The organism is Bradyrhizobium sp. JR3.5, assembly GCF_054057015.1.
Map to the genome: position 1 here is coordinate 127153 of NZ_JBSRYV010000002.1, position 20953 is coordinate 148105.

Genomic DNA, 20953 nt, shown 5'->3' on the forward strand with positions numbered 1-20953 from the left:
AGGAGACGCTCATGAAGCTTACAACCAAGTCCGGTGCCACGCTCGCCGCCGCAGCCGCCACGCTTTTCCTGGCCGGATCCGTGGTGTCGACACAGTCCTACGCTGCGAGCGAAGGCAAATGCGTTGGCGCCAATGCATGCAAGGGCCAGAGCGCCTGCAAGGGCGGCAATCACGCCTGCAAAGGTCAGAATGCCTGCAAGGGCCAGGGCTTTGCCGAGATGACGAAGGCCGACTGCACCGCGGCCAAGGGCAAGTTCAAGGCCGGGTGAACGGATCGGACCCAGCGGGGCCCGGTGTAGGCCGGGCCTCGTTTCCATGATAGTTTTGAAGTTGGGCGCCACGATCCTGGCGCCAGAAGCGCGGAGCCGCCATGAACGTTGCGAGCCGATCACCGGACAAGTCGGTGCTCGCAGAGCGCCCGCTGCAATCAGCCAAGCCGCCGTTCCTCGGCTTCGGCCTCGGCCTGCGTGCCCAGCACTACGACGAGATCCTGAACGGAAATCCGCCGATCGACTGGTTCGAGGTGATCAGCGAGAACTACATGCTGCCGGGCGGCCAGCCGCTGCGCATCCTCGACCGGATCTGCGCGCGTTATCCCGTGGTGATGCACGGCGTCTCGCTGTCGATCGCCTCCACCGCGCCGCCGAACTTCGACTATCTGCAAGGCCTGAAGGACCTCGCAACGCGCGTGCAACCGAAATGGGTGTCGGACCATCTGTGCTGGACCGGCGTGCACGGCAAGAACCTGCACGATCTGCTGCCGATCCCCTATACGCAGGAGGCGCTCGATCACGTCGTGAGCCGGGTGCAATTGGTGCAGGATTTCCTCGGCCGCGCTATCGTGCTCGAGAATGTCTCGACCTATGTACAGTTCAACAATTCCGAGATGACGGAGTGGGAATTCCTCTCCGAGCTGTCGCGCCGCTCCGGCTGCTGGCTGCTGTTCGACATCAACAATGTCTATGTCAGCGCCTTCAACCACGGCTACGATCCGATGGCCTTCCTCAACGGCATTCCCGCCGATCGCGTGGTGCAATTCCACATGGCGGGCCACAGCCATATGGGCACGCACATCATCGATACGCACGACCATCCGGTGTGCGAAGATGTCTGGGACCTCTATGTCGCGGCGCTGAAGCGGTTCGGACGGGTCTCGACCATGATCGAGCGCGACGACAACATCCCGCCGCTCGACGAATTGCTGTGCGAGGTCGAGCGCACCCGCGAGATCGCCGAGCAGGTGCTGCCCGTGGGCGCGCCGGCGGCATGAGCGACTTCGCGCGCCAGCAGAGCGAGTTTCAGCACGCCATCCTCAGCGGCGACGACGGCATCCTGACCGAAATCCTCGACAGCCCCAAGGAGACGCGCGCGACGCTGTTCGGCGTCTATCGCCATGCCTACGGCTCGCGGCTGGTCGAGGCGATGCGTAACGACCACGAACTGCTGCATCGCTTTCTCGGCGACGAGATGTTCGACGAGATGGGCCATGCCTACGTCAAGGCACGGCCGTCCGAGCATCCGAACCTGCGCTGGTTCTCGCAGGGATTGCCGGATCTCCTGAAGGCCACCGCCCCCTACAGCAACCATCCCGTGCTCGCCGACCTCGCCGCACTGGAGAAGGCATTGAACGACGCCTTCGACGCGAGTGAAGGCGCCGTGCTGGCGCTGGAGGCGATGGCCGGTTTCGCGCCCGAGGTCTGGAACGATCTCGTGTTCCAGCCGCATCCGAGCGCTGCGAGGGTCGACCTGTCGACCAATGCCGCAGCGGTCTGGATGGCACTGAAGAACGACGAGACGCCGCCCGAGGCGGAGACGCTCGCCGAACCCGCCCGCCTGCTGATCTGGCGTCAGGACACAACGCCGATGTTCCGCGAGCTGCCGACGGAGGAAGCGATGATGTGGGACGAAGCCTCTGACGGCGTTCCGTTCGGCGTGCTCTGCGAGATGCTCGCGACCTACGACGATCCCGACAATGCCGCGGCGCGCGGCGCCGGCTATCTGCATGGCTGGATCACGGCCGGACTTCTGATGGCGGCTTCCATCCGCAAATAGGGGCGGGCAGCACGCCGCGATGAAGAGCATCCCGACATATCGCGTGATCGCTGGCGCGATGCTGGTCGCGGCAATCCTCATCGGCATCGCATCGTGCCACGTCAGGGCGCAGTCCGAGTTCATGCGCGGCGAGGGCATGCCCTACGACGCCTTCGATCGGCTACCCAAGACCGATCTCGACGTCGCCGGCGCCACCATCCATGTCGGGTTCGCACCCGGCGAGATGGCGCTGCCGAAGGACAAGATATTCGACTGGATCAAGGCGTCCGCCCGCGCGGTCTCGATCTATTACGGCCGGTTTCCCGTCAGCTCGTTGCGGCTCTTGATCGTGCCGGTCGACGGTTCGCGCGTGCGCGGCGGCACCACCTGGGGCTACCGCGGCGCCGCGATCCGGCTGCCGATCGGCCGCGACGCGGGCGTCGACGATCTCAAGCGCGACTGGGTGATCGTGCACGAGATGGTGCACACCGCCCTGCCCGATCTCGACGACCGCTACGCCTGGCTGTCGGAGGGGCTCGCGGTTTATGTCGAGCCGATCGCGCGGGTGCAGGCCGGCGATCTCACGGCGCGGGAGATCTGGCTGGCGATGCTGCGCGACATGCCCAAGGGCCTGCCGCAGGCCGGCGATGAGGGCCTCGACAATACCGACACCTGGGGCCGGAAATACTGGGGCGGCGCGATGTTCTGCCTGTTCGCCGATGTCGAGATCCGCAAGCGCACCGGCAACAAATTCGGCTTGCAGGATGCCATGCGCGGCGTGCTCGCCGCCGGCGGCAACCACGAAAAGGACTGGCCGATCGCGCGCGTGCTCTCGACCGCCGACAAGGCCGTCGGCGTCGACGTCCTGACGCGGCTGCACGGCGAATGGGGATCGAAGCCCGTGACGCCCGATCTCGCCGCGCTGTGGCGCGATCTCGGCGTCAGGCTGCAGGGCGAGAGCGTCGAATTCGACGACAGCGCGCCGCTGGCCGATATCCGCAAGGCAATCACCGAAGCGCGCGCTGGCTAGCGACCCGCTCCGCGGTTGCACATAGGCCAACTCCGCTGGATTTTGCCGGCGCGATGTCGGACTATCGGCGAATCGCCGCAATCCTCACGGGAGACCGATGGCCGACGTTCATCAGACACGCGCCAACTGGCCCATCTTCCGTTCGCTGAGGGCGTTCCGGCCCGGCGACTTGCCGGGCGATCTGATCGCCGGGCTGACGCTCGCCGCGATCGCGATCCCCGAGCAGATGGCGACCGCGCGGCTCGGCGGCTTCTCGCCGCAGATCGGCTTCTTTGCCTTCATGGCCGGCTCGCTCGGCTTTGCGATGTTCGGCGCCAACCGCTTCCTGTCCTGCGGCGCCGATTCCACGATCACGCCGATCTTCGCGGCCGGCCTGGCGCTGATGGCGACCGCTGGGACACCCGACTATCAGTCGCTGGCGATGGCACTGGCGCTGATGGTCGGCGCGATCATGATCGCCGGCGGCCTGTTCAGGCTCGGCTGGATCGCCAATCTGCTGTCGACGCCGGTGACGGTCGGCTTCCTCGCCGGCATTTCCGTCCACATCCTGGTCTCGCAGCTGCCCGGCGTGCTCGGCCTGACCACGCCGGACGGGCCGACGCTCTACAAGCTCGGGGTCCTCGCCGAAAAGATCGGCCAGACCAACGCCTACACGCTGGCGATCGGTCTCGGCGTGCTGGCGCTGGTCGCCGGATCGGAGAAGATCAGCGCGCGAATTCCGGGCGCGCTGATCGGCCTTGTCGTGGCCACCATCGCGGTGATCGCCGGCCATCTCGAAAGCAAGGGCGTCAAGGTGGTCGGCACCGTGCCCGGGTCGCTGCCAACGCCGACGTTTCCGGACATCGCGCCGGAGCGATGGGCGAAGCTGGCATCACTGGCGATCCTGATCGCCATCGTCGTCATGGTGCAGACCGCGGCGACGACGCGCTCGTTTCTATCGGATCCGGACAAGCCGGCCGACGTCGATCGCGACTTCGTCGGCGCCGGTGCCGGCAGCCTGCTCGCCGGCCTGTTCGGCGCCTTCCCCGTCAACGCCAGCCCGCCGCGCACCGGTATCGTGTCGGAGACCGGCGGCCGTACCCAGCTCGCCGGGCTGTTCGCCGCCGCCATCGTGCTCGCGCTGCTGGCGTTCGGTGCGACGCTGCTGCAGCACGTGCCCGATGCAGCGCTCGGCGGGGTCCTGCTGTTCGTGGCGCTGCGCATCATTCGCGTGAAGCAGATCGTCGCGATCTTCCGCCAGTCGTTCTACGAATTCCTGCTGGTGGTGGCAACGACGGCCGCGATCATCGTGCTGCCGATCGAGCAAGGCGTCGCCGTCGGCATCGCGCTGTCGCTGCTGCACGGCATCTGGACCACGACGCGCGGCCAGCTGGTGGAATTCGTCCATGTGCCCGGCACCACGATCTGGTGGCCGACGGGGCCGCACGTCACCGGCGAGCGCGAGCCCGGCATTGCCGTGGTCGGCCTGCAGGCGCCGTTGTCATTCCTCAACGCAGAAGGATTCCAAAGCGGCGTGCTCAAGGCCATCGGCAGGGCGACACCCAAGCCGCGACTGCTGGTGATCGAGGCCAGCGGCATGGTCGAGATCGACTTCACGGCGGCACAGGCGCTGCGCGACCTGTTTCGCGAATGCCGCGATGACGGCATGACGGTGGCGGTGGCGCGGCTCGAATCCACCCGCGCGCAGGAGGCGTTCGAGCGCTTCGATCTCTACGGCGTGCTGCAGAGGGACCACGTCTTCCACAGCGTCGATGAAGCGGTCCGTACGCTGGGCGCGCAGGCGTAGATTGCGGGCAATCCGTAGCTCGGGTGAGCGGCTTGTCCGCCGCAGCTCGAGGAGCGAAGGCGGAAGCGATACCCGGGGAAACCGTTCCCGCATATCGCTTCGCTCATGCGGGCTACGCACCATCCTCCGTCATTGCGAGCGAAGCGAAGCGATCCATCGTGCGGCAATGCGGAAACATGGATTGCTTCGTCGCTATCGCTCCTCGCAATGACGGAGCTACATATTCAAGACCACTCAGTATGAGCGACGAGACCCGTGCAGAGCGGGAGACATCATTCCGGCTCCGCCGCGAGCGTCGGATGCTCCTTCAGCACTTCCGCCTTGATTGAGCTGGCGTGGATGGCGCGGAACAGCGCCCGGCCCGTCTTGATGTTGTTGGCCTTCATGCAGAGACCAACGATCTCGCGCACCGCTGAATCACGCACCAATTCGTCGGAGATCTTCATCGCTGTCTCCATTGCGGCCTTGGCTGCACGCTCATAGCGCTCGCGCTCGATCTGCTGCTTCTTCGGGGAACGATTGCTGGGTGAGCCGACCGCCTCGGCGCAGCCGGCCGCCTCGCGGCAGATCGCACGAATCCTCTGCGCAGCCTCGATGTCGCCGAGCGGCTGCGCGACGGGATCGTCCCAGATATCCTTCCGCTCAGCCTTGCTGAACCACCACATCGCAATGTCCAGTGGCCGGAAGATCCTATTTTAAATGGCAGGAACGATCTTTCCGGGATTGAAAATGTTTTGCGGATCGAGCGCGTGCTTCAGCGCCCGCATCGCGTCGAGCGCCTCCGGGCCGAGCTCGGCCTTCAAATATTTCTGCTTGCCCTGGCCGATGCCGTGCTCGCCGGTGCAGGTGCCGCCCATGGCCTGCGCCCGTTCGACGAGGCGGTGCATGAACTCCTCTCCGCGCGCCATCTCCTCCTTGTTGTCGACGTCGCAGACCAGCGAGCAGTGGAAATTGCCGTCGCCGACATGGCCGACGATCGGCGACAGCAGGTTGAGCCGCTTCAGATCGTCCTCGGTCTCGGTGACGCAGTCGGCAAGCCGCGAGATCGGCACGCAGACGTCGGTCGCGACCACGCCGATGCTGTCGCCGGGGCGCAGCGCCTTGACGGACCAGTAGGCGTCATGCCGGGCCTGCCACAGCCTGGTGCGGTCCTCCGGCTTGGTGGTCCAGCTGAAATCGCCGCCGCCGCACTCTGCGGCGATGTCGCGGAAATTCTTCGACTGCTCGGCGACCTCGACCTCGCTGCCGTGGAATTCGAGCAGCAGCAGCGGCGTCTCCGGCAATGACAGTTTCGAATAGTTATTGCAGGCCTTCACCTGCTCGGCGTTCAACAGCTCGATCCGGGCGACCGGAATGCCGGTCTGGATCGCGAGGATGGTGGCCTGGCAGGCGCCGCGCACCGTCTCGAACGAACAGGCGGCCGCCGCGATCGTGTCGGGGATGCCGCGGAGGCGGATGGTCAGCTCGGAGATGATGCCGAGCGTACCCTCGGCGCCGATGAACAGGTGCGTCAGGTCGTAACCGGCCGACGACTTCTTGGCCCGCGTGCCGGTCGTGATGATCTCGCCGTCGCCGCGCACCACCTTCAGCGCCAGCACGTTCTCGCGCATGGTGCCGTAGCGCACCGCGTTGGTGCCGGAGGCGCGGGTCGAGGTCATGCCGCCGAGCGAGGCATCGGCGCCGGGATCGATCGGGAAGAACAGGCCTTGGTCGCGCAGATGCTCGTTCAGCGCCTTCCTGGTCACACCGGGCTGGATCACGCAGTCGAGGTCCTCGGCATGCACCGCGAGCACCTTGTTCATGTCGCGCAGGTCGATGCAGACGCCGCCCGCCGGCGCGTTGACCTGCCCCTCCAGCGAGGTTCCGGTGCCGAACGCGATGACCGGCACGCGATTGGCGGCGCAGATCCGCACCACGTCCTGGATGTCGGCGGTTTCCTGCGCCATCACCACAGCATCGGGCGGCTGGGTCGGCAGCCAGGTGGTGGTATGGGCGTGCTGTTCGCGCACGGCCTGCGACGTCACGAGCCGGTTGCCGAACCGCGCCGCCAGCGCGTCGATCGCGCGCTTCAGGGCCTGCGGCTCAGGTCGCGTCACATTGCTCGAAATCGTTGTCGCCACGTCAAATTTCCTCCCGGCTTTAGCCGACCGTGGCAAAGCTTGTATAAGGGGTCAAGAGAGCCTGACTTGAAAAAGTGGACGCCGGCGTCACAGAAAAGTTCATGCTCGAACACCAACTAGCCGAGGATGGAGAATGACTTTAGTGACTGCCGCCAGCGAGACGCCGATTCCGCCCGCCCCGTTCAAATCTTCCGTGATGCAGATCGAGCCGCAATGGATCGATTATAACGGCCATCTCAACATGGCCTACTACAATGTGATGTTCGACCGCGCCATCGACGAGATGTGGCTGCAGCTCGGCATCGGGCCGGCCTACATGAAAGCGCGGCACTGCTCGACCTTCACGGCAGAGTGCCATGTCCGGTACTTGCGAGAAATTCATCTCGGCGATCCCGTGCAGGTTTCAGTCTACCTGCTCGGTGCCGACGAGAAGCGGCTGCACACGTTCGAGGAGCTGCGCCACGCCACCGAAGGCTGGCTTTCCGCGACGTCGGAAAACCTCACGCTGCACATCGACATGGAAGCGCGCAAGGTAGCACCGTTTCCACCTGACATCCGCACCCGCATTCAGAAGATCGTGGATAGCTATGCGGGCGTGCCGCGTCCCGAGGGCATCGGCCGCAACGTGGCGATGCCCTCGAAGAAATAACGAGCCCTTCACTAGACCCTTGTGCGGCCGCGCGCCAGTCCGACCACCGCCGACACGATGAACAGAATGATGGCGATGAAGAAGATCGCCTTGGCGATTTCGATCGAGGCGCCGGCGATGCCGCCAAAGCCCAAAATGCCCGCGATCAGGGCGATGACCAGGAATGTGACGACCCAGCTCAACATGATCACACCTCTTGCTTCGTTTCCTTGCGCGGACCCTGTGCCCGCGGCGCCGCATTTGTTGAAACAATCCTGCGGGGAAACGCTGGTTCCTGACCGCGAAACAGGGAAATTTTCGCCGACTTCAGGAACCAGACCGGTCGCGCGCTGCTGCCAAAACCGTTCCGGTCGGCGGCGATAAAACCTGTCAAAACGGCCGATCAGGCCCTATATGGCCTTCAATCCCTGTTAAGAAGGCTCCCCTTCACCGTCCCACGGTGCCATCGTGGGACTGAGACGATTCGCCAATGACCGAGCCGAGCAAATTGCCCCATCACGGCGTTCCCGAGCACCAGCCGGTGGCTGGCGGCATCGCCGCGCGTGCGCGGGCCGCGGCGGGCGCTCCGCAATATCTCAACGGCCTCAATCCGGAGCAGCGCGAGGCGGTCGAGACGCTCGATGGCCCCGTGCTGGTGCTCGCCGGCGCCGGCACCGGCAAGACCCGCGTTCTGACCACGCGCATCGCGCATATCCTGAGCCAGGGCCGCGCGCGGCCGCAAGAGATCCTGTCGGTGACCTTCACCAACAAGGCGGCGCGCGAGATGAAGCTGCGGCTCGGCCAGATGCTGGGCCAGGCGGTCGAGGGCATGCCGTGGCTCGGCACCTTCCACTCGATCGGCGGCCGCATCCTGCGCATCCACGCCGAGCTGGTGCAGCTCAAATCCAACTTCACGGTGCTCGACGTCGACGACCAGGTGCGGCTGCTGAAGCAGTTGCTGCAGGCCGAGAACATCGACGACAAGCGCTGGCCGGCGCGGATGCTGGCCGGCCTGATCGACAGCTGGAAGAACCGCGGGCTGTCGCCGTCGCAGGTGCCGGCGGGCGAGGCCGCCTCGTTCGGCAACGGCAAGGGCGGCAAGATCTACGCGACCTATCAGGAGCGGCTGAAGATCCTCAACGCGGCCGATTTCGGCGACCTCCTGCTCGAGAACATCAGGCTGTTCCGCGAAAATCCTGACGTGCTGCGGCAGTACCAGAACCGCTTCAAGTTCATCCTGGTGGACGAATATCAGGACACCAACGTCGCGCAGTATCTGTGGCTGCGGCTGCTGTCGCAGGCGCCGTCGCGGCCGGGGCGATCGCTCGCTGATGTCATTCCGGGAGACATCACCTCTCCCGCCATTCCTGGACGCCTCGAAGAGTCGAACCCGGAATCCAGTGGTGAAGCGGACTCATCTCGCGATTCCGGGTCTGCGCTTTCAGCGCATCCCGGAATGACGGAGAATGCGGCGCCACTGAAAAACATCTGCTGCGTCGGCGACGACGACCAGTCGATCTATGGCTGGCGCGGCGCCGAGGTCGACAACATCCTGCGCTTCGACCACGATTTCCCCGGTGCCAAGGTGATCCGCCTCGAGCGCAACTACCGCTCCACCGGCCACATCCTGGCCGCGGCCTCGCATCTGATCGCGCACAATGAAGGCCGGCTCGGCAAGACGCTGCGCACCGAGGATGTCGACGGCGAGAAGGTCACCGTCACCGGTTCGTGGGATTCGGAGGAGGAAGCGCGCGCGATCGGCGAGGAGCTCGAGGAGCTGCAGCGCGCGGGCGAAAACCTCAACGACGTCGCCATCCTGGTCCGCGCCTCGTTCCAGATGCGCGAGTTCGAGGATCGCTTCGTCACGCTCGGCCTGCCCTACCGTGTGATCGGCGGCCCCAGATTCTACGAGCGCGCCGAAATCCGCGATGCGCTGGCGTACTTGCGCACCATTAACTCGCCGGCCGACGATCTCGCCTTCGAGCGCATCGTCAACGTGCCGAAACGCGGGCTCGGCGATGCCACCGTGCAGCTGCTGCACGACCATGCCCGCAAGCGCCGCATTCCGCTGTTCGAGGCGGCGCGCGCCGTGGTCGAGACCGACGAGCTGAAGCCGAAGGCACGCGGGTCGTTGCGCGATCTCGTGATGCAGTTCGACCGCTGGCGCGCCCAGCGCGAGGTCACCTCGCATACCGAGCTCGCCGAGATCGTGCTCGACGAGAGCGGCTACACGGAGATGTGGCAGAAGGACCGCTCGGCGGACGCCGCGGGCCGGCTAGACAACCTCAAGGAGCTGGTGCGTTCGATGGAGGAATTCGAGAACCTGCAAGGGTTTCTCGAACATATCTCGCTGGTGATGGACCGCGACGGCGAGGCCGGCGACGAAGCCGTGTCGCTGATGACGCTGCATTCGGCCAAGGGCCTCGAATTCGACAACGTGTTCCTGCCGGGCTGGGAGGAAGGCCTGTTCCCGAGCCAGCGCACGCTCGACGAACAGGGCCGCGCCGGGCTCGAGGAGGAGCGCCGCCTCGCCCATGTCGGGCTGACCCGCGCCCGCCGCCGCGCCAAGATCTATTTCGCGACCAACCGCCGCATCCATGGCACCTGGTCGACCACGATCCCGTCGCGCTTCCTCGACGAGCTGCCGGCGCACAATGTCGAGATCACCGAATCCAAGGGCGGATCGGGCTGGGGCGGCAGCGGCGGCTATGGCGCCTCGCGCTTCGACAACCTCGAATCATTCGGCTCGAGCTATTCGACCCCGGGCTGGCAGCGCGCCCAGGCCAACCGCAATCGCGGCGGCGGGGGACGCAGCGGCGGCGGCTTCGAGGAGCGGCAGTCGTCGTTTTCCTCCGACAGCTTCAGCCGCGGCAAGCGCGGTCCAACGGTGATCGAGGGCGAGCTGGTGGCGAAGTCCACCGGCACGACGTCGGAATTTTCACTGGATGACCGGGTGTTTCACCAGAAATTCGGCTACGGCCATGTGGTGAAAGTCGACGGCAACAAGCTGACCATCGCCTTCGAAAAGGCCGGCGAGAAGAAGGTGGTCGACAGCTTTGTGGAGCGGGCGTGAGATAGCGGCTTTCCTTGGCGGCCTTCCTCCGGTGGCCTTCTCTGTTCGTAGCCCTTGACCATCGCTGATTTCACGGGTTGAGATGGCCCCATGGTCCGGGGTGGATTTTTCCTTTTTGTCATCGCGCTCACTGCGCCGTCGCTGGCGGTCGCGGAGACGATCAGCTTTGGCGATTCCGCAGCGCAGCTCGCCAAGGCCTGCGGCGCAGACATCACCGCCAATTGCCGCGGCGTCAATCTCGACTCCAACCGCCTCAAGGAGTGCCTGTCGCGCAACCGCGACGTGATCTCGCCGCAGTGCAAGGAGAGCTATTTCTCCACCCTCGATGCGATCCAGAAGCGGATCGCGGCGCGCGTGACCGTTGCCAACGTATGCACCCGCGAGATCGTCAAGGTCTGCGGCGGCTCGACCAAGGAGACCAGCAAATCGGTGCCCTGCCTCGTCGCTGCCAAGGGCCTCAGCCGCAATTGCGCCCAGGCGATCAATGACGCGGGGTATCAATGATGCGCCTGACGACGCGAGGCTTGCGCGATCTCGGCCTTTTGGCCGTGCTCGGCACGCTGGTTTTGCTTGCGATGCCGCTCGCCCCGGCTCAGGCGCAAACCGCCATCACGCGCGACGACGTCATCGCCAAGCTCAATCACTACGAGACGGACGCAACGATCGACGTCCCCGCATTGCGCCAGCAGGTGCTCGAACGATCGCGGTCGCGATCGAAGAACGAGCCGCCGCCGCAAAAGCGCCCGCCGATCGCCCCCGACCTGACCAACCTGCCGACATTCAACGCCGACATCCAGTTCGACGTCGACACGCCGATCGTGCTGCCAGACTCCTACCAGTCCGTCGGGCGCATCGCCGATGCGCTGACGCACGCTTCGCTGCTGCCGTACACGTTCCTGATCGTCGGTCACATCGAATCGACCGGACGACGCGAGAACAACGTGCTGCTCAGCCAGCGACGCGCCGACGCGATCCGCGACATCCTGGTCAACACCTTCAAGATCACGGCGAAGCGCCTGCAATCGGTCGGGCTCGGCGAAGAGCAATTGCTCGACCCCGCCCGCCCCAACGCGCCGGTCAACAACCAGATGCAGATCATGCTGGTTGGCAAGGTCGCCGATATCGCGCCGCCCGCGCACCCCGCCCCGGCGGCGGCCGCCAAGAAGCCGGCGAAACCCGGCGAAGCGGCACTGATTGGATTGAATAGCGGGGCGTCGGAACTGCGTCCCCTCCCGCCCGTATGCGATGGCCCCGGAGCGAGGGGCGCCTCCACGACTTCGGAATACTAGAAGAATACCGCTGACTTGCCCGACTGGTCAAATTGCAAATGTCCGCCGGCAGCCGCCGGCTCCTTTGCATGGGGTTGTTTTCGATATTTTGGCAGTGCACCCCTAAGGCGGCAGGCTATCGGCCTCGTTCGATAGCCCGGCCACGGTGGACACGTCAGTTGCAGAAGCCGCAAGCGCCGTATGCGATGGCCTTGCCGCAAGCGGGAGCGGTGCACGCCGCAGAATAAATTTCTCCCTCGCCGACCGATTGCAGAACGGACCATGCGTTCCTATCTGGGCTGAACCCGCATCACGCCCCGCCCGGGCCTCAATCCGCGCGCGCCCTTCCCTCACGCTGCCGATCCTCCATGTCGCCGATCATTTCCGTATCCAATCTGTCAAAGACCTATGGCTCCGGCTTCAAGGCGCTGAATGGCATCAATCTCGATATCGTCAAAGGCGAGATCTTCGCGCTGCTCGGACCGAACGGCGCCGGCAAGACCACGCTGATCAGCATCATCTGCGGCATCGCCAATCCGAGCGAGGGCCGCATTTCGATCGGCGGACACGACATCATCGCCGATTATCGCGCGGCGCGGTCGATGATCGGGCTGGTTCCACAGGAACTGCACACCGACGCCTTCGAGTCGGTCTGGGCAACCGTCAGCTTCAGCCGCGGCCTGTTCGGCAAGCCGAAGAACCCCGCCCATATCGAGAAGGTGCTCAAAGACCTGTCGCTGTGGGACAAGAAGGACAGCAAGATCATCACGCTGTCCGGCGGCATGAAGCGCCGCGTGATGATCGCCAAGGCGCTGTCGCACGAGCCGCAGATCCTGTTCCTCGACGAGCCCACCGCCGGCGTCGACGTCGAATTGCGCAAGGGGATGTGGGAAGTGGTCCGCACGCTGCAGGCGGCCGGCGTCACCATCATCCTGACCACGCATTACATCGAGGAAGCCGAGGAGATGGCCGACCGCATCGGCGTCATCAACAAGGGCGAGATCATCCTGATCGAGGACAAGGCGACGTTGATGCAGAAGCTCGGCAAGAAGCAGCTGACGCTGCAGCTGCAGAGCAAGCTCGACGCCGTTCCGCAGGCACTCGCCAGCTACAATCTCGAACTCTCCGACGACGGCCACGCGGTGACCTACGACTACGACACCAAGGGCGATCGCACCGGCATCACCAGCCTGCTCAACGATCTGCGCAATGCCGGCGTCCGGATCTCCGATCTCGATACCAAGCAGAGCTCCCTCGAAGACATCTTCGTCAGTCTCGTGAGGGCGCCATGAACTACCGCGCAATCCGGGCGATCTATCTGTTCGAAATGGCGCGCACCTGGCGCACGCTGCTGCAGAGCATCGTCTCGCCGGTGGTGTCGACCTCGCTGTATTTCGTGGTGTTCGGCGCCGCGATCGGCTCGCGCATCACCGAGGTCGAGGGCGTCAGCTACGGCACCTTCATCGTGCCGGGGCTCGTGATGCTGTCGGTATTGACGCAGAGCATCTCGAACGCCTCGTTCGGCATCTACTTCCCGAAATTCGTCGGCACGATCTACGAGATCCTGTCGGCGCCGATTTCCTATTTCGAGATCGTCATCGGCTATGTCGGCGCCGCCGCCACCAAGTCGATCGTCCTCGGCCTGATCATCCTGGCAACCGCCGGACTTTTCGTACCTCTGCATATCCAGCATCCGGTATGGATGCTGACCTTCCTGGTGCTGACCGCGGTCACCTTCAGCCTGTTCGGCTTCATCATCGGCATCTGGGCCGACGGCTTCGAGAAGTTGCAGATGATCCCGATGCTGGTGGTGACGCCGCTCACCTTTCTCGGCGGCAGCTTTTATTCCGTGAACATGCTGCCGTCGGGCTGGCGCACCATCACGCTGCTCAATCCCGTGGTCTATCTGATCTCCGGCTTCCGCTGGAGCTTCTACGAGATCGCCGATGTCAGCGTCGGGCTCAGCCTCGGCATGACCGCGGGCTTCCTGATCGCCTGCATGGTGATCGTGGCCTGGATCTTCCGGACCGGCTACCGGCTGAAGAACTGACTCGCGAAGGCAACCGTTCCGGGGCGCTCGCGCGCCTCCGGAATGACAGCCACCGCCTCAGTAGCAATGAAAATGCCCGTGGCGGTAATAGCCGCGGCAGCGGTGGCCACGGCGGTAGCCGCGATCCGGGATGCCGAACACGCCCTTGACCGCGCCCATCGCGCCACCAACGCCGGCGCCGACGGCCCCGCCAACCACGCCGCCTATCGGACCGGCGGCCCGGTTGCCTTCATAAGCGCCTTCATGCGCCCCGCGGACGATGCCCTGGGCATGGCCGGCATGGGGGACAGTCACCAGCGCCAAAGCGAGAGCTGCGGCCGCAAGCAGGAGCCGCGCGGAGAGGCCGGCTGGGACGACGGCCGCGGTCTTAACCTTGGTGTTGTTCATCTGGATTCCTTGATGCGCGACGCGAACGCGCCGCTGGGCGGGATTGTGAAACGCCCATGCGGCCAAATGGTTGCGTGGCGGCGACCAATTGGGGCCGTTGTCGCGGCCTGCTCGCGAAAATGTCAGTCCGCCGTGACAGGCCAGCCCGCCTTCGGCCTTGTTTGCGCCGCGGGCGGGATTGACGATGCACCCAGGTCCGCCACTGGAACCAAATTCGGATTCCGTGCATATTGGTTGCCGGGGACGGACAGCCGCGGCTTTGTGATCAGGCCTGGAGGCCAAAGATAAAATGCGTTCGTTCCTCATTGCGTTCACTTCCGTAATGCTTTTCACGGCCGGCGCCGCGCAGGCCAAGGTCGATATCACCATCGACAAGGACAACCAGCAGATGACCGTCGCGGTCGACGGCGTCGCGCGCTATCACTGGCCGGTCTCGAGCGGCATCCCCTCGCGCGAAACGCCGAACGGCACCCTTCCGCGCCTTCCGCATGGAAGAGGATCACTACTCCAAGGAATTCGACGACGCGCCGATGCCGCACTCGATCTTCTTCACCAAGATCGGGCACGCGATCCACGGCACCGACTCGGTCGGCCGCCTCGGCACCCCGGCCTCGCATGGCTGCGTGCGGCTGTCGCGCGACAACGCAACGACGCTCTACGCGCTGGTCCAGAAGGAAGGCGTGCTCAACACCACCGTGACGCTGACCGGCTCGGCGCAGGTCGCGCTGGCGCGCAATCCGCGCGGGCGCAACGGCACTGCGGTCGCCCGCCGCGCGCCGCAGCAGGACGAGCAGTATGGCACCGCCGCCGCGGGCGACCCGGTCGTCCTGACGCCGCAGCCGCGCGAATATCCGGCACAGGCCCGCGCCGACGATGGCTACATCTATCCGGCCGACGGCAGCTCGACCGCGCAGCGCTACCCGGCGCCGCCGTCAAGCCGACGCGTCTACGACGCGCAGGCCTCTGGCCAGCAGCAATACTACGGCAACCAGGGCTACGCGGCGGCGCCGCAAGGCTACTATCAGCCGCGGCCGTACTACCAGCAGCAGCAGCGCGGCTTCTACGGCAACAACTATCAGGACTGAGGCGCGCAATCTCCCGATCCGCTGACGGCGCCGCAGGCAGCGCGCCGTCAGTTCACGCTCCCCTCACCCGCTTGTGACCGTCGCAAAAGGCCCGCGTCGTCGTGCGCCGTGGCCCGTCGTCGCGCCGTCATCTGATTGTAAAATTAGCCCGATATTCGGCGGCAAGAGCGCCCGCCCGGCCCCTGGAGGCCGAATCAAGCGGAATGCCCATGAAACCAGGGCGAGAAGCGCGGGTCGCGTAGGCAATATCAGAGGTCGACATGAAACGGGGCATCATTGTCCTTTGCCTGTGCATCGTGGCCATGGCCGGCTATTTCACGACGGACAGATGGGCCATCCGTCACACCACGCTGACGTTCCACGACGTTCTGCGCGACGATCGCAACGTCACGGTCGAGGTCGCGGTCCGGCGCGACCGGCAAATGCAGGCGATGGCCGAGATGATCGAGCTGCCGGTCGCGATCCTGAGCCACGGCAACACCGTCAGGAACACCGAGTACTCGTTCCTCACCAACGTGTTCGCGTCACGCGGCTACCTCGTGGTCAGCATTCAGCATGATCTGGACACCGACGCGCCGATGGTGACCAAGGTCGGCGAGGAATATGTCGGCCGCCGCATGCAATATAATCGCGGCGTCTTCAACATCATGTATGCGATCGACGAGCTGAAGAAGCTCTATCCGAACGCAAACTATCGCGCGCTGACCTTGATCGGCCACTCCAATGGCGGCGACATCTCGATGTTCTTCGCCAGGCAGCATCCCGACCTGGTCAAGAAGGTCGTGACGCTGGACAATCTGCGCGTCCCCTTCATCACCGACAGCAAGATCAAGATCCTGTCGTTCCGCTCCAGGGATCCGGTGTTCAAGGCAGACCCAGGCGTCGTGCCTGACGACGAGACCTGCGCCAGACTCGGCATCAAGGTGGTCAGAACCGAATTCCAGCACAACGACCTCAGCGACCGCGGACCTGACAATGCGAAGTCGTCGATCCAGGCAGGCGTGGAGCAATTCCTCGACGAGGACGCCGGCGAGAGCGCGCCGACGATGCCGCTGCTTGCGGCTTCGGCGTCGAGCCAGGACAAGGACAAGTCGGCGGCCCCCGACAACAAGTAGCGAACGACCGCCCGGACCATTTTCGGTTCTGATTGAATCAGAACCGAAGCTCTAGCTGTTAGTTTGGCGCGTTTTCTTCACGCGAACCGGCGTCCACTTCGCTCGAAAGCGCCCTACTGCTCGCCGTCGCGCAGGCGCCGGTAGACCGCGCCCAGCACGTTCGAATAATCGTCGGTCCAAACCCGCTGCTTCTCGTTGGCATCGGTCTCAGTCCAGACGTCGGACGATGCGAGCTTGCCGACGTCCTCCTCCTCGCGCGCGGAGACCACGACCGAGGTCGAGAAGATGTACTCATTGTCGCGCCCGGAATCCTCGCTGTAGACCCAGCTCTTCATGTCGTTGGCATCGGCGATGCCGACCACGACGCTGGCAAGTTCGAGATGGCGGTTGGAGACGTGCATCACGACCGCGCCTTGCGGCGCCAGCTTCTCCTTGTAGATCGCCATCGCCTCCTCGGTCGCGAGATGGATCGGGATCGCGTCCGACGAATAGGCGTCGACGATGATGAGATCGTAGACGCCGTCCGGCTCCTTGGCGAAGGTCAGCCGCGCGTCGCCGATCACAGGCTTCAGGTTCGGTTCGCAGCTCTGGATGTAGGTGAAGTATTTCGGATCGCGCGCGGTATCGACCATCGACTGGTCGATCTCGAAGAATCGCCAGTCCTCGCCGGGGACCGATGCGCAGGTCAACGTCCCCGAGCCGAGGCCGATGACAGCCACTTTCAGCGGCGCGCCCTTGCGCTCGCGCATTGCGGTGATGGCCTGCCCGATGCCGCCATCCTTGTGATAGTAGCTGATCGGCTCTGGCTTTCCGGCGACCGGCGTGCCGTCGTCGTTCTTGAACTTCTCGGCGCCGTGGATCGTGGTGCCGTGCATCAGCACGTGATACTGCCCGTTCGGCGTCACCACGATCTTGTGTACGCCGAAGAAGCTGCGCACGGTTTCGACGCGGCCGTCGTCGGATGGATAGGCGCGCAGCACCACCAGCGCGACCACGACGGTGGCGAAGATCTTCCAGCGATTGGCATTCAGTGCGAGCGCGAGCAGCGCCGAGAGCACGCCGACTGCGCCGATAACCCACACCCGGTGGTCGTCGAACCAGTTGAAGATGCCGCCGGCCGAATAGCTCGGCGCGATCAGCGCCACCGCCAGCACCGCAAGGAACGGCCAGTACCAGGCGCTCCAGCGCGGCAGTCGCTCCGCGCCGCCGGGCGGACGGCACAGCGCTGCGAGCGCCAGCAGGATCGGATATTCGGCGATCCATGAGAAGGTTGAACGGCGCGATCAGCCCCGCGAACAGGCCGCCGACCATGCCGCCGAACGACAGCGCGACATAGAAGCCGGTAAGATATTTCGCCGCCGGGCGGGTGCGCGCGAGCTCGCCATGACAGGCCATCGCGATGATGAAGAAGCAGAGCTGATGGCCGCCGAGCGTGAGCAGCAGGTTCTGCTCGCCGCCGACCGCGAGCAGGATCACGACGCCGGCAATCGCCAGCGGCTGCGCCAGCAGCATCCATTTGTGCGGCAGCAGCGGCCGCGACTGGAACACCAGCACCCAGGTCAACAGATACAGCGACAGCGGCAGCACCCAAAGCAAGGGGGCGGCCGCGACATCGGTCGAGATATGCGCCGTCACCGCGATCAGCAGGCCGGACGGCACCGCAGCCAGGAAGATCCAGCGCGCCCGCCGCGACCAGGACGGCGCCAACGCATTGGCATCATCACCTTGCGCGTCGCGCGCGGCCGCATAAGCTGGCGACCGCAACAGCAGCACGCCGCAGCTTGCGATCAGAACGATCAGCAGGCCATAGCCGCCGGTCCAGATCAGGTTCTGGGTGCGCAACGTGAACATCGGCTCGAGCAGCACCGGATAGGACAGCAGCGCCAGGAAGCTGCCGATGTTCGAGGATGCATAGAGAAAATATGGATCAGGGCCGTTGGGGTGACCGGTGCGCACGAACCAGGCCTGCAGCAGCGGGTTGTTGGCGGCGAGCGCGAAGAACGGCAGGCCGATCGAGACCGCGAACAGGCCGAGCAGCCAGACCGCGTAGCCCGAGGTTGGCGGCTCGCCCCAGCCGCTCCTGATCGAGAGCGGCAATGTCAGCAGCGCGACGACGAGCAGCACGAGATGCACCACGATCGGCACCACGCGGCTGTTCAGCTTCATCAGCAGATGTGCGTAGGCGTAGCCGCCGAGCAGCAGGGACTGGAAGAACACCATCGCCACCGACCACACCGCCGGCGAGCCGCCGAGCCGCGGCAACACCATCTTGGGTGAACAACGGCTGCACCGAGAACAGCAGCAGGGCGCTGACGAAGATCGCGGCGGTGTAGACAACCAGCACCAGCCGGTTTCGCGAGGCGGACGGCTCAAATGTCATGAAAGCTCCGGCATGGCCCCGGCGGGCGCCGGAGGCGGACGGTCCGGTGCACCGCACCGGAGGATTTGAACTGAGCATACGGCAGTATCACGAACAAGAAATCACGGTCACGTGGACTTGACGACACCGCGCCGCGGCGCCACAGCACGTTGGATCTACCGGATTTAAGAGCGCGATCGTTGGACAAACCCGGTTTCGACTTTCCCGGATCATGCTCTAATCACTCCTTGTTGAAGCGGACATGAACGAAACAGACGTCATCATCATCGGTGCGGGGCACAACGGCCTCACCTGCGCGGCCTATCTCGCGATGGCCGGGCTCAAGGTCAGGGTCGTCGAGCGCCGCAAGGTGGTCGGCGGCGCCGCCGTCACCGAAGAGTTTTGTCCGGGCTTCCGCAACTCGGTCGCCGCCTACACGGTGAGCCTGCTCAACCCGCAAATCATTTCTGACCTGAAACTTGCCGATCACGGCCTCAAGATCGTGGAGCGGCGCGCCCAGAACTTCCTCCCCGCGCCCGACGGCAGCTACCTGCTGACTGGCGAAGGCCGTACCCAGCAATCGGTCGCAAAGCTCAGTCAGCGCGACGCAACCACAATCGGCGCGTTCTCAAGGGAACTCGAAGCCATCGCCGATGTGCTGCGCCAATTCGTGCTGCGCTCACCGCCGAACCTGGTCGAGGGTTTTGGCATCGGCGCGATGAGCGAGGCCTTCAACGCGCTTGGCACCGCCAACATCCTGCGGCGGCTGTCGCTGGAACAACAGCGCGACCTGCTCGACCTGTTCACGCGCTCGGCCGGCGAGATGCTCGACGAGCGTTTCGAGAACGACCTCGTCAAGGCGCTGTTCGGCTTCGACGCCATCGTCGGCAATTATGCCAGCCCCTACGCGGCCGGGCTCGGCCTATGTGATGCTGCATCATGCGTTCGGCGAGGTGAACGGCAAGAAGGGCGTCTGGGGCCACGCGATCGGCGGCATGGGCGCGATCACCCAGGCGATGGCGCATGCCGCGCGCAGCCATGGCGTCGAGATCGAAACCGATGCGCCCGTCCGCGAGGTGATCGTCGAGAAGGATCGCGCCACCGGCGTCATCCTCGACAATGGCGAGACGGTGCGCGCCAGATATGTCGTCTCCAACGTCAACCCGAAGCTGCTCTACACGCGCCTGGTGCCGGAGGGCGCGCTGGCAACCGAATTCCGCACGCGTATCGGACGATGGCAGAATGGCTCCGGCACGTTCAGGATGAATGTGGCGCTTGATACCCTGCCCTCGTTCACCGCGCTGCCCGGCCCGGGCGATCACCTCACCGCGGGCATCATCGTCGCGCCTGGTCTCGGCTACATGGATCGCGCCTGGCGCGATGCGCGCGAATTCGGCTGGAGCCGCGCGCCCGTCGTCGAGGTGCTGATCCCCTCGACGCTCGACGACAGTTTGAGCCCGCCGGGTCAGCACGTCGCGAGCCTGTTCTGCCAGCACGTCGCGCCGCAATTGCCCGACGGCAAATCATGGGACGACCATCGCGAAGAGGTCGCTGACCTGATGATCGCAACCGTTGATAACTACGCCCCCGGCTTCGCAGGCAGTGTGATCGGCCGCCAGATCCTGTCGCCGCTCGACCTCGAGCGGCAGTTCGGCTTGCTCGGCGGCGACATCTTTCACGGCGCGCTGACGCTGAACCAGCTGTTCTCGGCGCGTCCCATGCTCGGCCATGCCGACTACCGCGGACCGCTCCGAGGTCTCTACCATTGCGGTTCCGGGGCCCATCCCGGCGGCGGGGTCACCGGCGCCCCCGGCCACAACGCCGCGCGGGCCGTCCTCTCCGACCATCGCGCGCTGTTCGCATAAAGCTGACGGCGCATCGGGCGCCGCGGTCACGGCCGGGCCAAGCTGTGGACAGGTCTGTTGAGAAGCTGTGGGTCGACCGTGGTCAGAGGTGGCGTGCCTTGGCGGGACAATCGGTGAGCATCCCGGTGGACTGCCTGTGGAACGGAAGCCGACAAC

17 protein-coding genes and 3 pseudogenes are annotated in these 20953 nt (G+C 65.0%); 14 read left to right on the forward strand and 6 right to left on the reverse strand.

Annotated elements, in window-relative coordinates:
• Nucleotides 1–11 precede the first annotated feature (11 nt).
• The 5 genes from bufA2 to ACVWW1_RS17240 all read left to right on the forward strand — a co-directional run bounded on the left by bufA2 (nucleotide 12) and on the right by ACVWW1_RS17240 (nucleotide 4847).
• Nucleotides 12–269 (forward strand): BufA2 family periplasmic bufferin-type metallophore, encoded by a 258-nt coding sequence (gene bufA2 / locus ACVWW1_RS17220; RefSeq protein WP_456656787.1) that lies wholly within the window; start codon nucleotides 12–14, stop codon nucleotides 267–269.
• 101 nt (nucleotides 270–370) lie between these two features.
• Entirely contained in the window at nucleotides 371–1270 is a 900-nt protein-coding gene (bufB, locus tag ACVWW1_RS17225; RefSeq protein ID WP_456656788.1) for an MNIO family bufferin maturase, read from the forward strand.
• Complete coding sequence (locus ACVWW1_RS17230; RefSeq protein WP_456656789.1) at nucleotides 1267–2052, forward strand: HvfC/BufC family peptide modification chaperone; 786 nt, start codon at nucleotides 1267–1269, stop codon at nucleotides 2050–2052. The genes bufB and ACVWW1_RS17230 overlap by 4 nt, the downstream gene beginning before the upstream one ends.
• Before the next feature lie 19 nt (nucleotides 2053–2071).
• Nucleotides 2072–3061 (forward strand): hypothetical protein, encoded by a 990-nt coding sequence (locus ACVWW1_RS17235; protein WP_456656790.1) that lies wholly within the window; start codon nucleotides 2072–2074, stop codon nucleotides 3059–3061.
• A 97-nt stretch (nucleotides 3062–3158) separates the two neighbouring features.
• Entirely contained in the window at nucleotides 3159–4847 is a 1689-nt protein-coding gene (locus ACVWW1_RS17240) for a SulP family inorganic anion transporter (protein WP_456656791.1), read from the forward strand.
• Between the two features lie 272 nt (nucleotides 4848–5119).
• Here ACVWW1_RS17240 and ACVWW1_RS17245 read toward each other — a convergent pair whose 3' ends face one another.
• On the reverse strand, nucleotides 5120–5512 hold the full coding sequence (locus ACVWW1_RS17245) for a hypothetical protein (protein WP_456656792.1): 393 nt from the start codon (nucleotides 5510–5512) through the stop codon (nucleotides 5120–5122).
• A gap of 30 nt (nucleotides 5513–5542) precedes the next feature.
• Nucleotides 5543–6967, reverse strand: coding sequence for an FAD-binding oxidoreductase (locus ACVWW1_RS17250; protein ID WP_456656793.1), 1425 nt, complete (start codon nucleotides 6965–6967; stop codon nucleotides 5543–5545).
• Nucleotides 6968–7100: 133 nt separating this feature from the next.
• Here ACVWW1_RS17250 and ACVWW1_RS17255 point away from each other — a divergent pair, with 133 nt between their 5' ends.
• Nucleotides 7101–7616, forward strand: coding sequence for a thioesterase family protein (locus ACVWW1_RS17255; protein ID WP_456656794.1), 516 nt, complete (start codon nucleotides 7101–7103; stop codon nucleotides 7614–7616).
• Nucleotides 7617–7627: 11 nt separating this feature from the next.
• Here the strand turns inward: ACVWW1_RS17255 and ACVWW1_RS17260 are convergent, their stop codons facing one another.
• The gene (locus tag ACVWW1_RS17260; protein ID WP_176534919.1) at nucleotides 7628–7801 is read right to left on the reverse strand and encodes a DUF1328 domain-containing protein; all 174 of its coding nucleotides are present in this window, start codon (nucleotides 7799–7801) and stop codon (nucleotides 7628–7630) included.
• 2 nt (nucleotides 7802–7803) lie between these two features.
• A complete protein-coding gene (locus ACVWW1_RS17265; protein ID WP_456656795.1) occupies nucleotides 7804–7989 on the reverse strand; it encodes a hypothetical protein in 186 nt (61 codons plus the stop codon).
• A gap of 96 nt (nucleotides 7990–8085) precedes the next feature.
• On the opposite strand from ACVWW1_RS17265, the gene ACVWW1_RS17270 reads away from it, so the two are divergent.
• The 5 genes from ACVWW1_RS17270 (at nucleotide 8086) to ACVWW1_RS17290 (ending at nucleotide 13986) form a co-directional block, all read left to right on the forward strand.
• Nucleotides 8086–10668, forward strand: coding sequence for an ATP-dependent helicase (locus tag ACVWW1_RS17270; protein ID WP_456656796.1), 2583 nt, complete (start codon nucleotides 8086–8088; stop codon nucleotides 10666–10668).
• 90 nt (nucleotides 10669–10758) lie between these two features.
• Nucleotides 10759–11172 (forward strand): hypothetical protein, encoded by a 414-nt coding sequence (locus tag ACVWW1_RS17275; protein WP_176529847.1) that lies wholly within the window; start codon nucleotides 10759–10761, stop codon nucleotides 11170–11172.
• Nucleotides 11169–11957 carry an OmpA family protein gene (locus tag ACVWW1_RS17280; RefSeq protein ID WP_456656797.1) on the forward strand — a complete coding sequence of 263 codons (789 nt, stop codon included), beginning with the start codon at nucleotides 11169–11171 and terminating at the stop codon, nucleotides 11955–11957. Before ACVWW1_RS17275 ends, ACVWW1_RS17280 begins: the two co-directional genes overlap by 4 nt.
• A gap of 347 nt (nucleotides 11958–12304) precedes the next feature.
• Nucleotides 12305–13228: an ABC transporter ATP-binding protein gene (locus ACVWW1_RS17285; protein ID WP_456656798.1), complete on the forward strand. Its 924-nt coding sequence runs from the start codon at nucleotides 12305–12307 to the stop codon at nucleotides 13226–13228.
• Nucleotides 13225–13986, forward strand: coding sequence for an ABC transporter permease (locus tag ACVWW1_RS17290; RefSeq protein WP_092115897.1), 762 nt, complete (start codon nucleotides 13225–13227; stop codon nucleotides 13984–13986). Before ACVWW1_RS17285 ends, ACVWW1_RS17290 begins: the two co-directional genes overlap by 4 nt.
• A gap of 57 nt (nucleotides 13987–14043) precedes the next feature.
• Here ACVWW1_RS17290 and ACVWW1_RS17295 read toward each other — a convergent pair whose 3' ends face one another.
• On the reverse strand, nucleotides 14044–14373 hold the full coding sequence (locus ACVWW1_RS17295; RefSeq protein ID WP_176529844.1) for a hypothetical protein: 330 nt from the start codon (nucleotides 14371–14373) through the stop codon (nucleotides 14044–14046).
• Between the two features lie 289 nt (nucleotides 14374–14662).
• Here ACVWW1_RS17295 and ACVWW1_RS17300 point away from each other — a divergent pair.
• Together ACVWW1_RS17300 and ACVWW1_RS17305 are read left to right on the forward strand one after the other, a co-directional pair.
• Nucleotides 14663–15458 (forward strand): annotated as a pseudogene (locus tag ACVWW1_RS17300) (L,D-transpeptidase).
• Between the two features lie 260 nt (nucleotides 15459–15718).
• Nucleotides 15719–16573 (forward strand): alpha/beta hydrolase, encoded by an 855-nt coding sequence (locus ACVWW1_RS17305; RefSeq protein ID WP_456656799.1) that lies wholly within the window; start codon nucleotides 15719–15721, stop codon nucleotides 16571–16573.
• 113 nt (nucleotides 16574–16686) lie between these two features.
• On the opposite strand, the pseudogene ACVWW1_RS17310 reads toward ACVWW1_RS17305, so the two are convergent.
• A pseudogene (locus ACVWW1_RS17310) lies at nucleotides 16687–18953 on the reverse strand (spermidine synthase).
• Nucleotides 18954–19194: 241 nt separating this feature from the next.
• On the opposite strand from ACVWW1_RS17310, the pseudogene ACVWW1_RS17315 reads away from it, so the two are divergent.
• Nucleotides 19195–20797: pseudogene (locus tag ACVWW1_RS17315) on the forward strand (phytoene desaturase family protein).
• The last annotated feature ends 156 nt before the right edge of the window (nucleotides 20798–20953 follow it).

Coding starts and splice junctions, on each gene's coding strand:
- ACVWW1_RS17305 (WP_456656799.1), top strand. CDS start 15,719: ATGAAACGGGGCATCATTGTCCTTTGCCTGTGCATCGTGGCCATGGCC.
- ACVWW1_RS17280 (WP_456656797.1), top strand. CDS start 11,169: ATGATGCGCCTGACGACGCGAGGCTTGCGCGATCTCGGCCTTTTGGCC.
- ACVWW1_RS17270 (WP_456656796.1), top strand. CDS start 8,086: ATGACCGAGCCGAGCAAATTGCCCCATCACGGCGTTCCCGAGCACCAG.
- ACVWW1_RS17295 (WP_176529844.1), bottom strand. CDS start 14,373: ATGAACAACACCAAGGTTAAGACCGCGGCCGTCGTCCCAGCCGGCCTC.
- ACVWW1_RS17285 (WP_456656798.1), top strand. CDS start 12,305: ATGTCGCCGATCATTTCCGTATCCAATCTGTCAAAGACCTATGGCTCC.
- bufA2 (WP_456656787.1), top strand. CDS start 12: ATGAAGCTTACAACCAAGTCCGGTGCCACGCTCGCCGCCGCAGCCGCC.
- ACVWW1_RS17230 (WP_456656789.1), top strand. CDS start 1,267: ATGAGCGACTTCGCGCGCCAGCAGAGCGAGTTTCAGCACGCCATCCTC.
- ACVWW1_RS17290 (WP_092115897.1), top strand. CDS start 13,225: ATGAACTACCGCGCAATCCGGGCGATCTATCTGTTCGAAATGGCGCGC.
- ACVWW1_RS17240 (WP_456656791.1), top strand. CDS start 3,159: ATGGCCGACGTTCATCAGACACGCGCCAACTGGCCCATCTTCCGTTCG.
- ACVWW1_RS17260 (WP_176534919.1), bottom strand. CDS start 7,801: ATGTTGAGCTGGGTCGTCACATTCCTGGTCATCGCCCTGATCGCGGGC.
- ACVWW1_RS17235 (WP_456656790.1), top strand. CDS start 2,072: ATGAAGAGCATCCCGACATATCGCGTGATCGCTGGCGCGATGCTGGTC.
- ACVWW1_RS17275 (WP_176529847.1), top strand. CDS start 10,759: ATGGTCCGGGGTGGATTTTTCCTTTTTGTCATCGCGCTCACTGCGCCG.
- ACVWW1_RS17255 (WP_456656794.1), top strand. CDS start 7,101: ATGACTTTAGTGACTGCCGCCAGCGAGACGCCGATTCCGCCCGCCCCG.
- bufB (WP_456656788.1), top strand. CDS start 371: ATGAACGTTGCGAGCCGATCACCGGACAAGTCGGTGCTCGCAGAGCGC.
- ACVWW1_RS17245 (WP_456656792.1), bottom strand. CDS start 5,512: ATGTGGTGGTTCAGCAAGGCTGAGCGGAAGGATATCTGGGACGATCCC.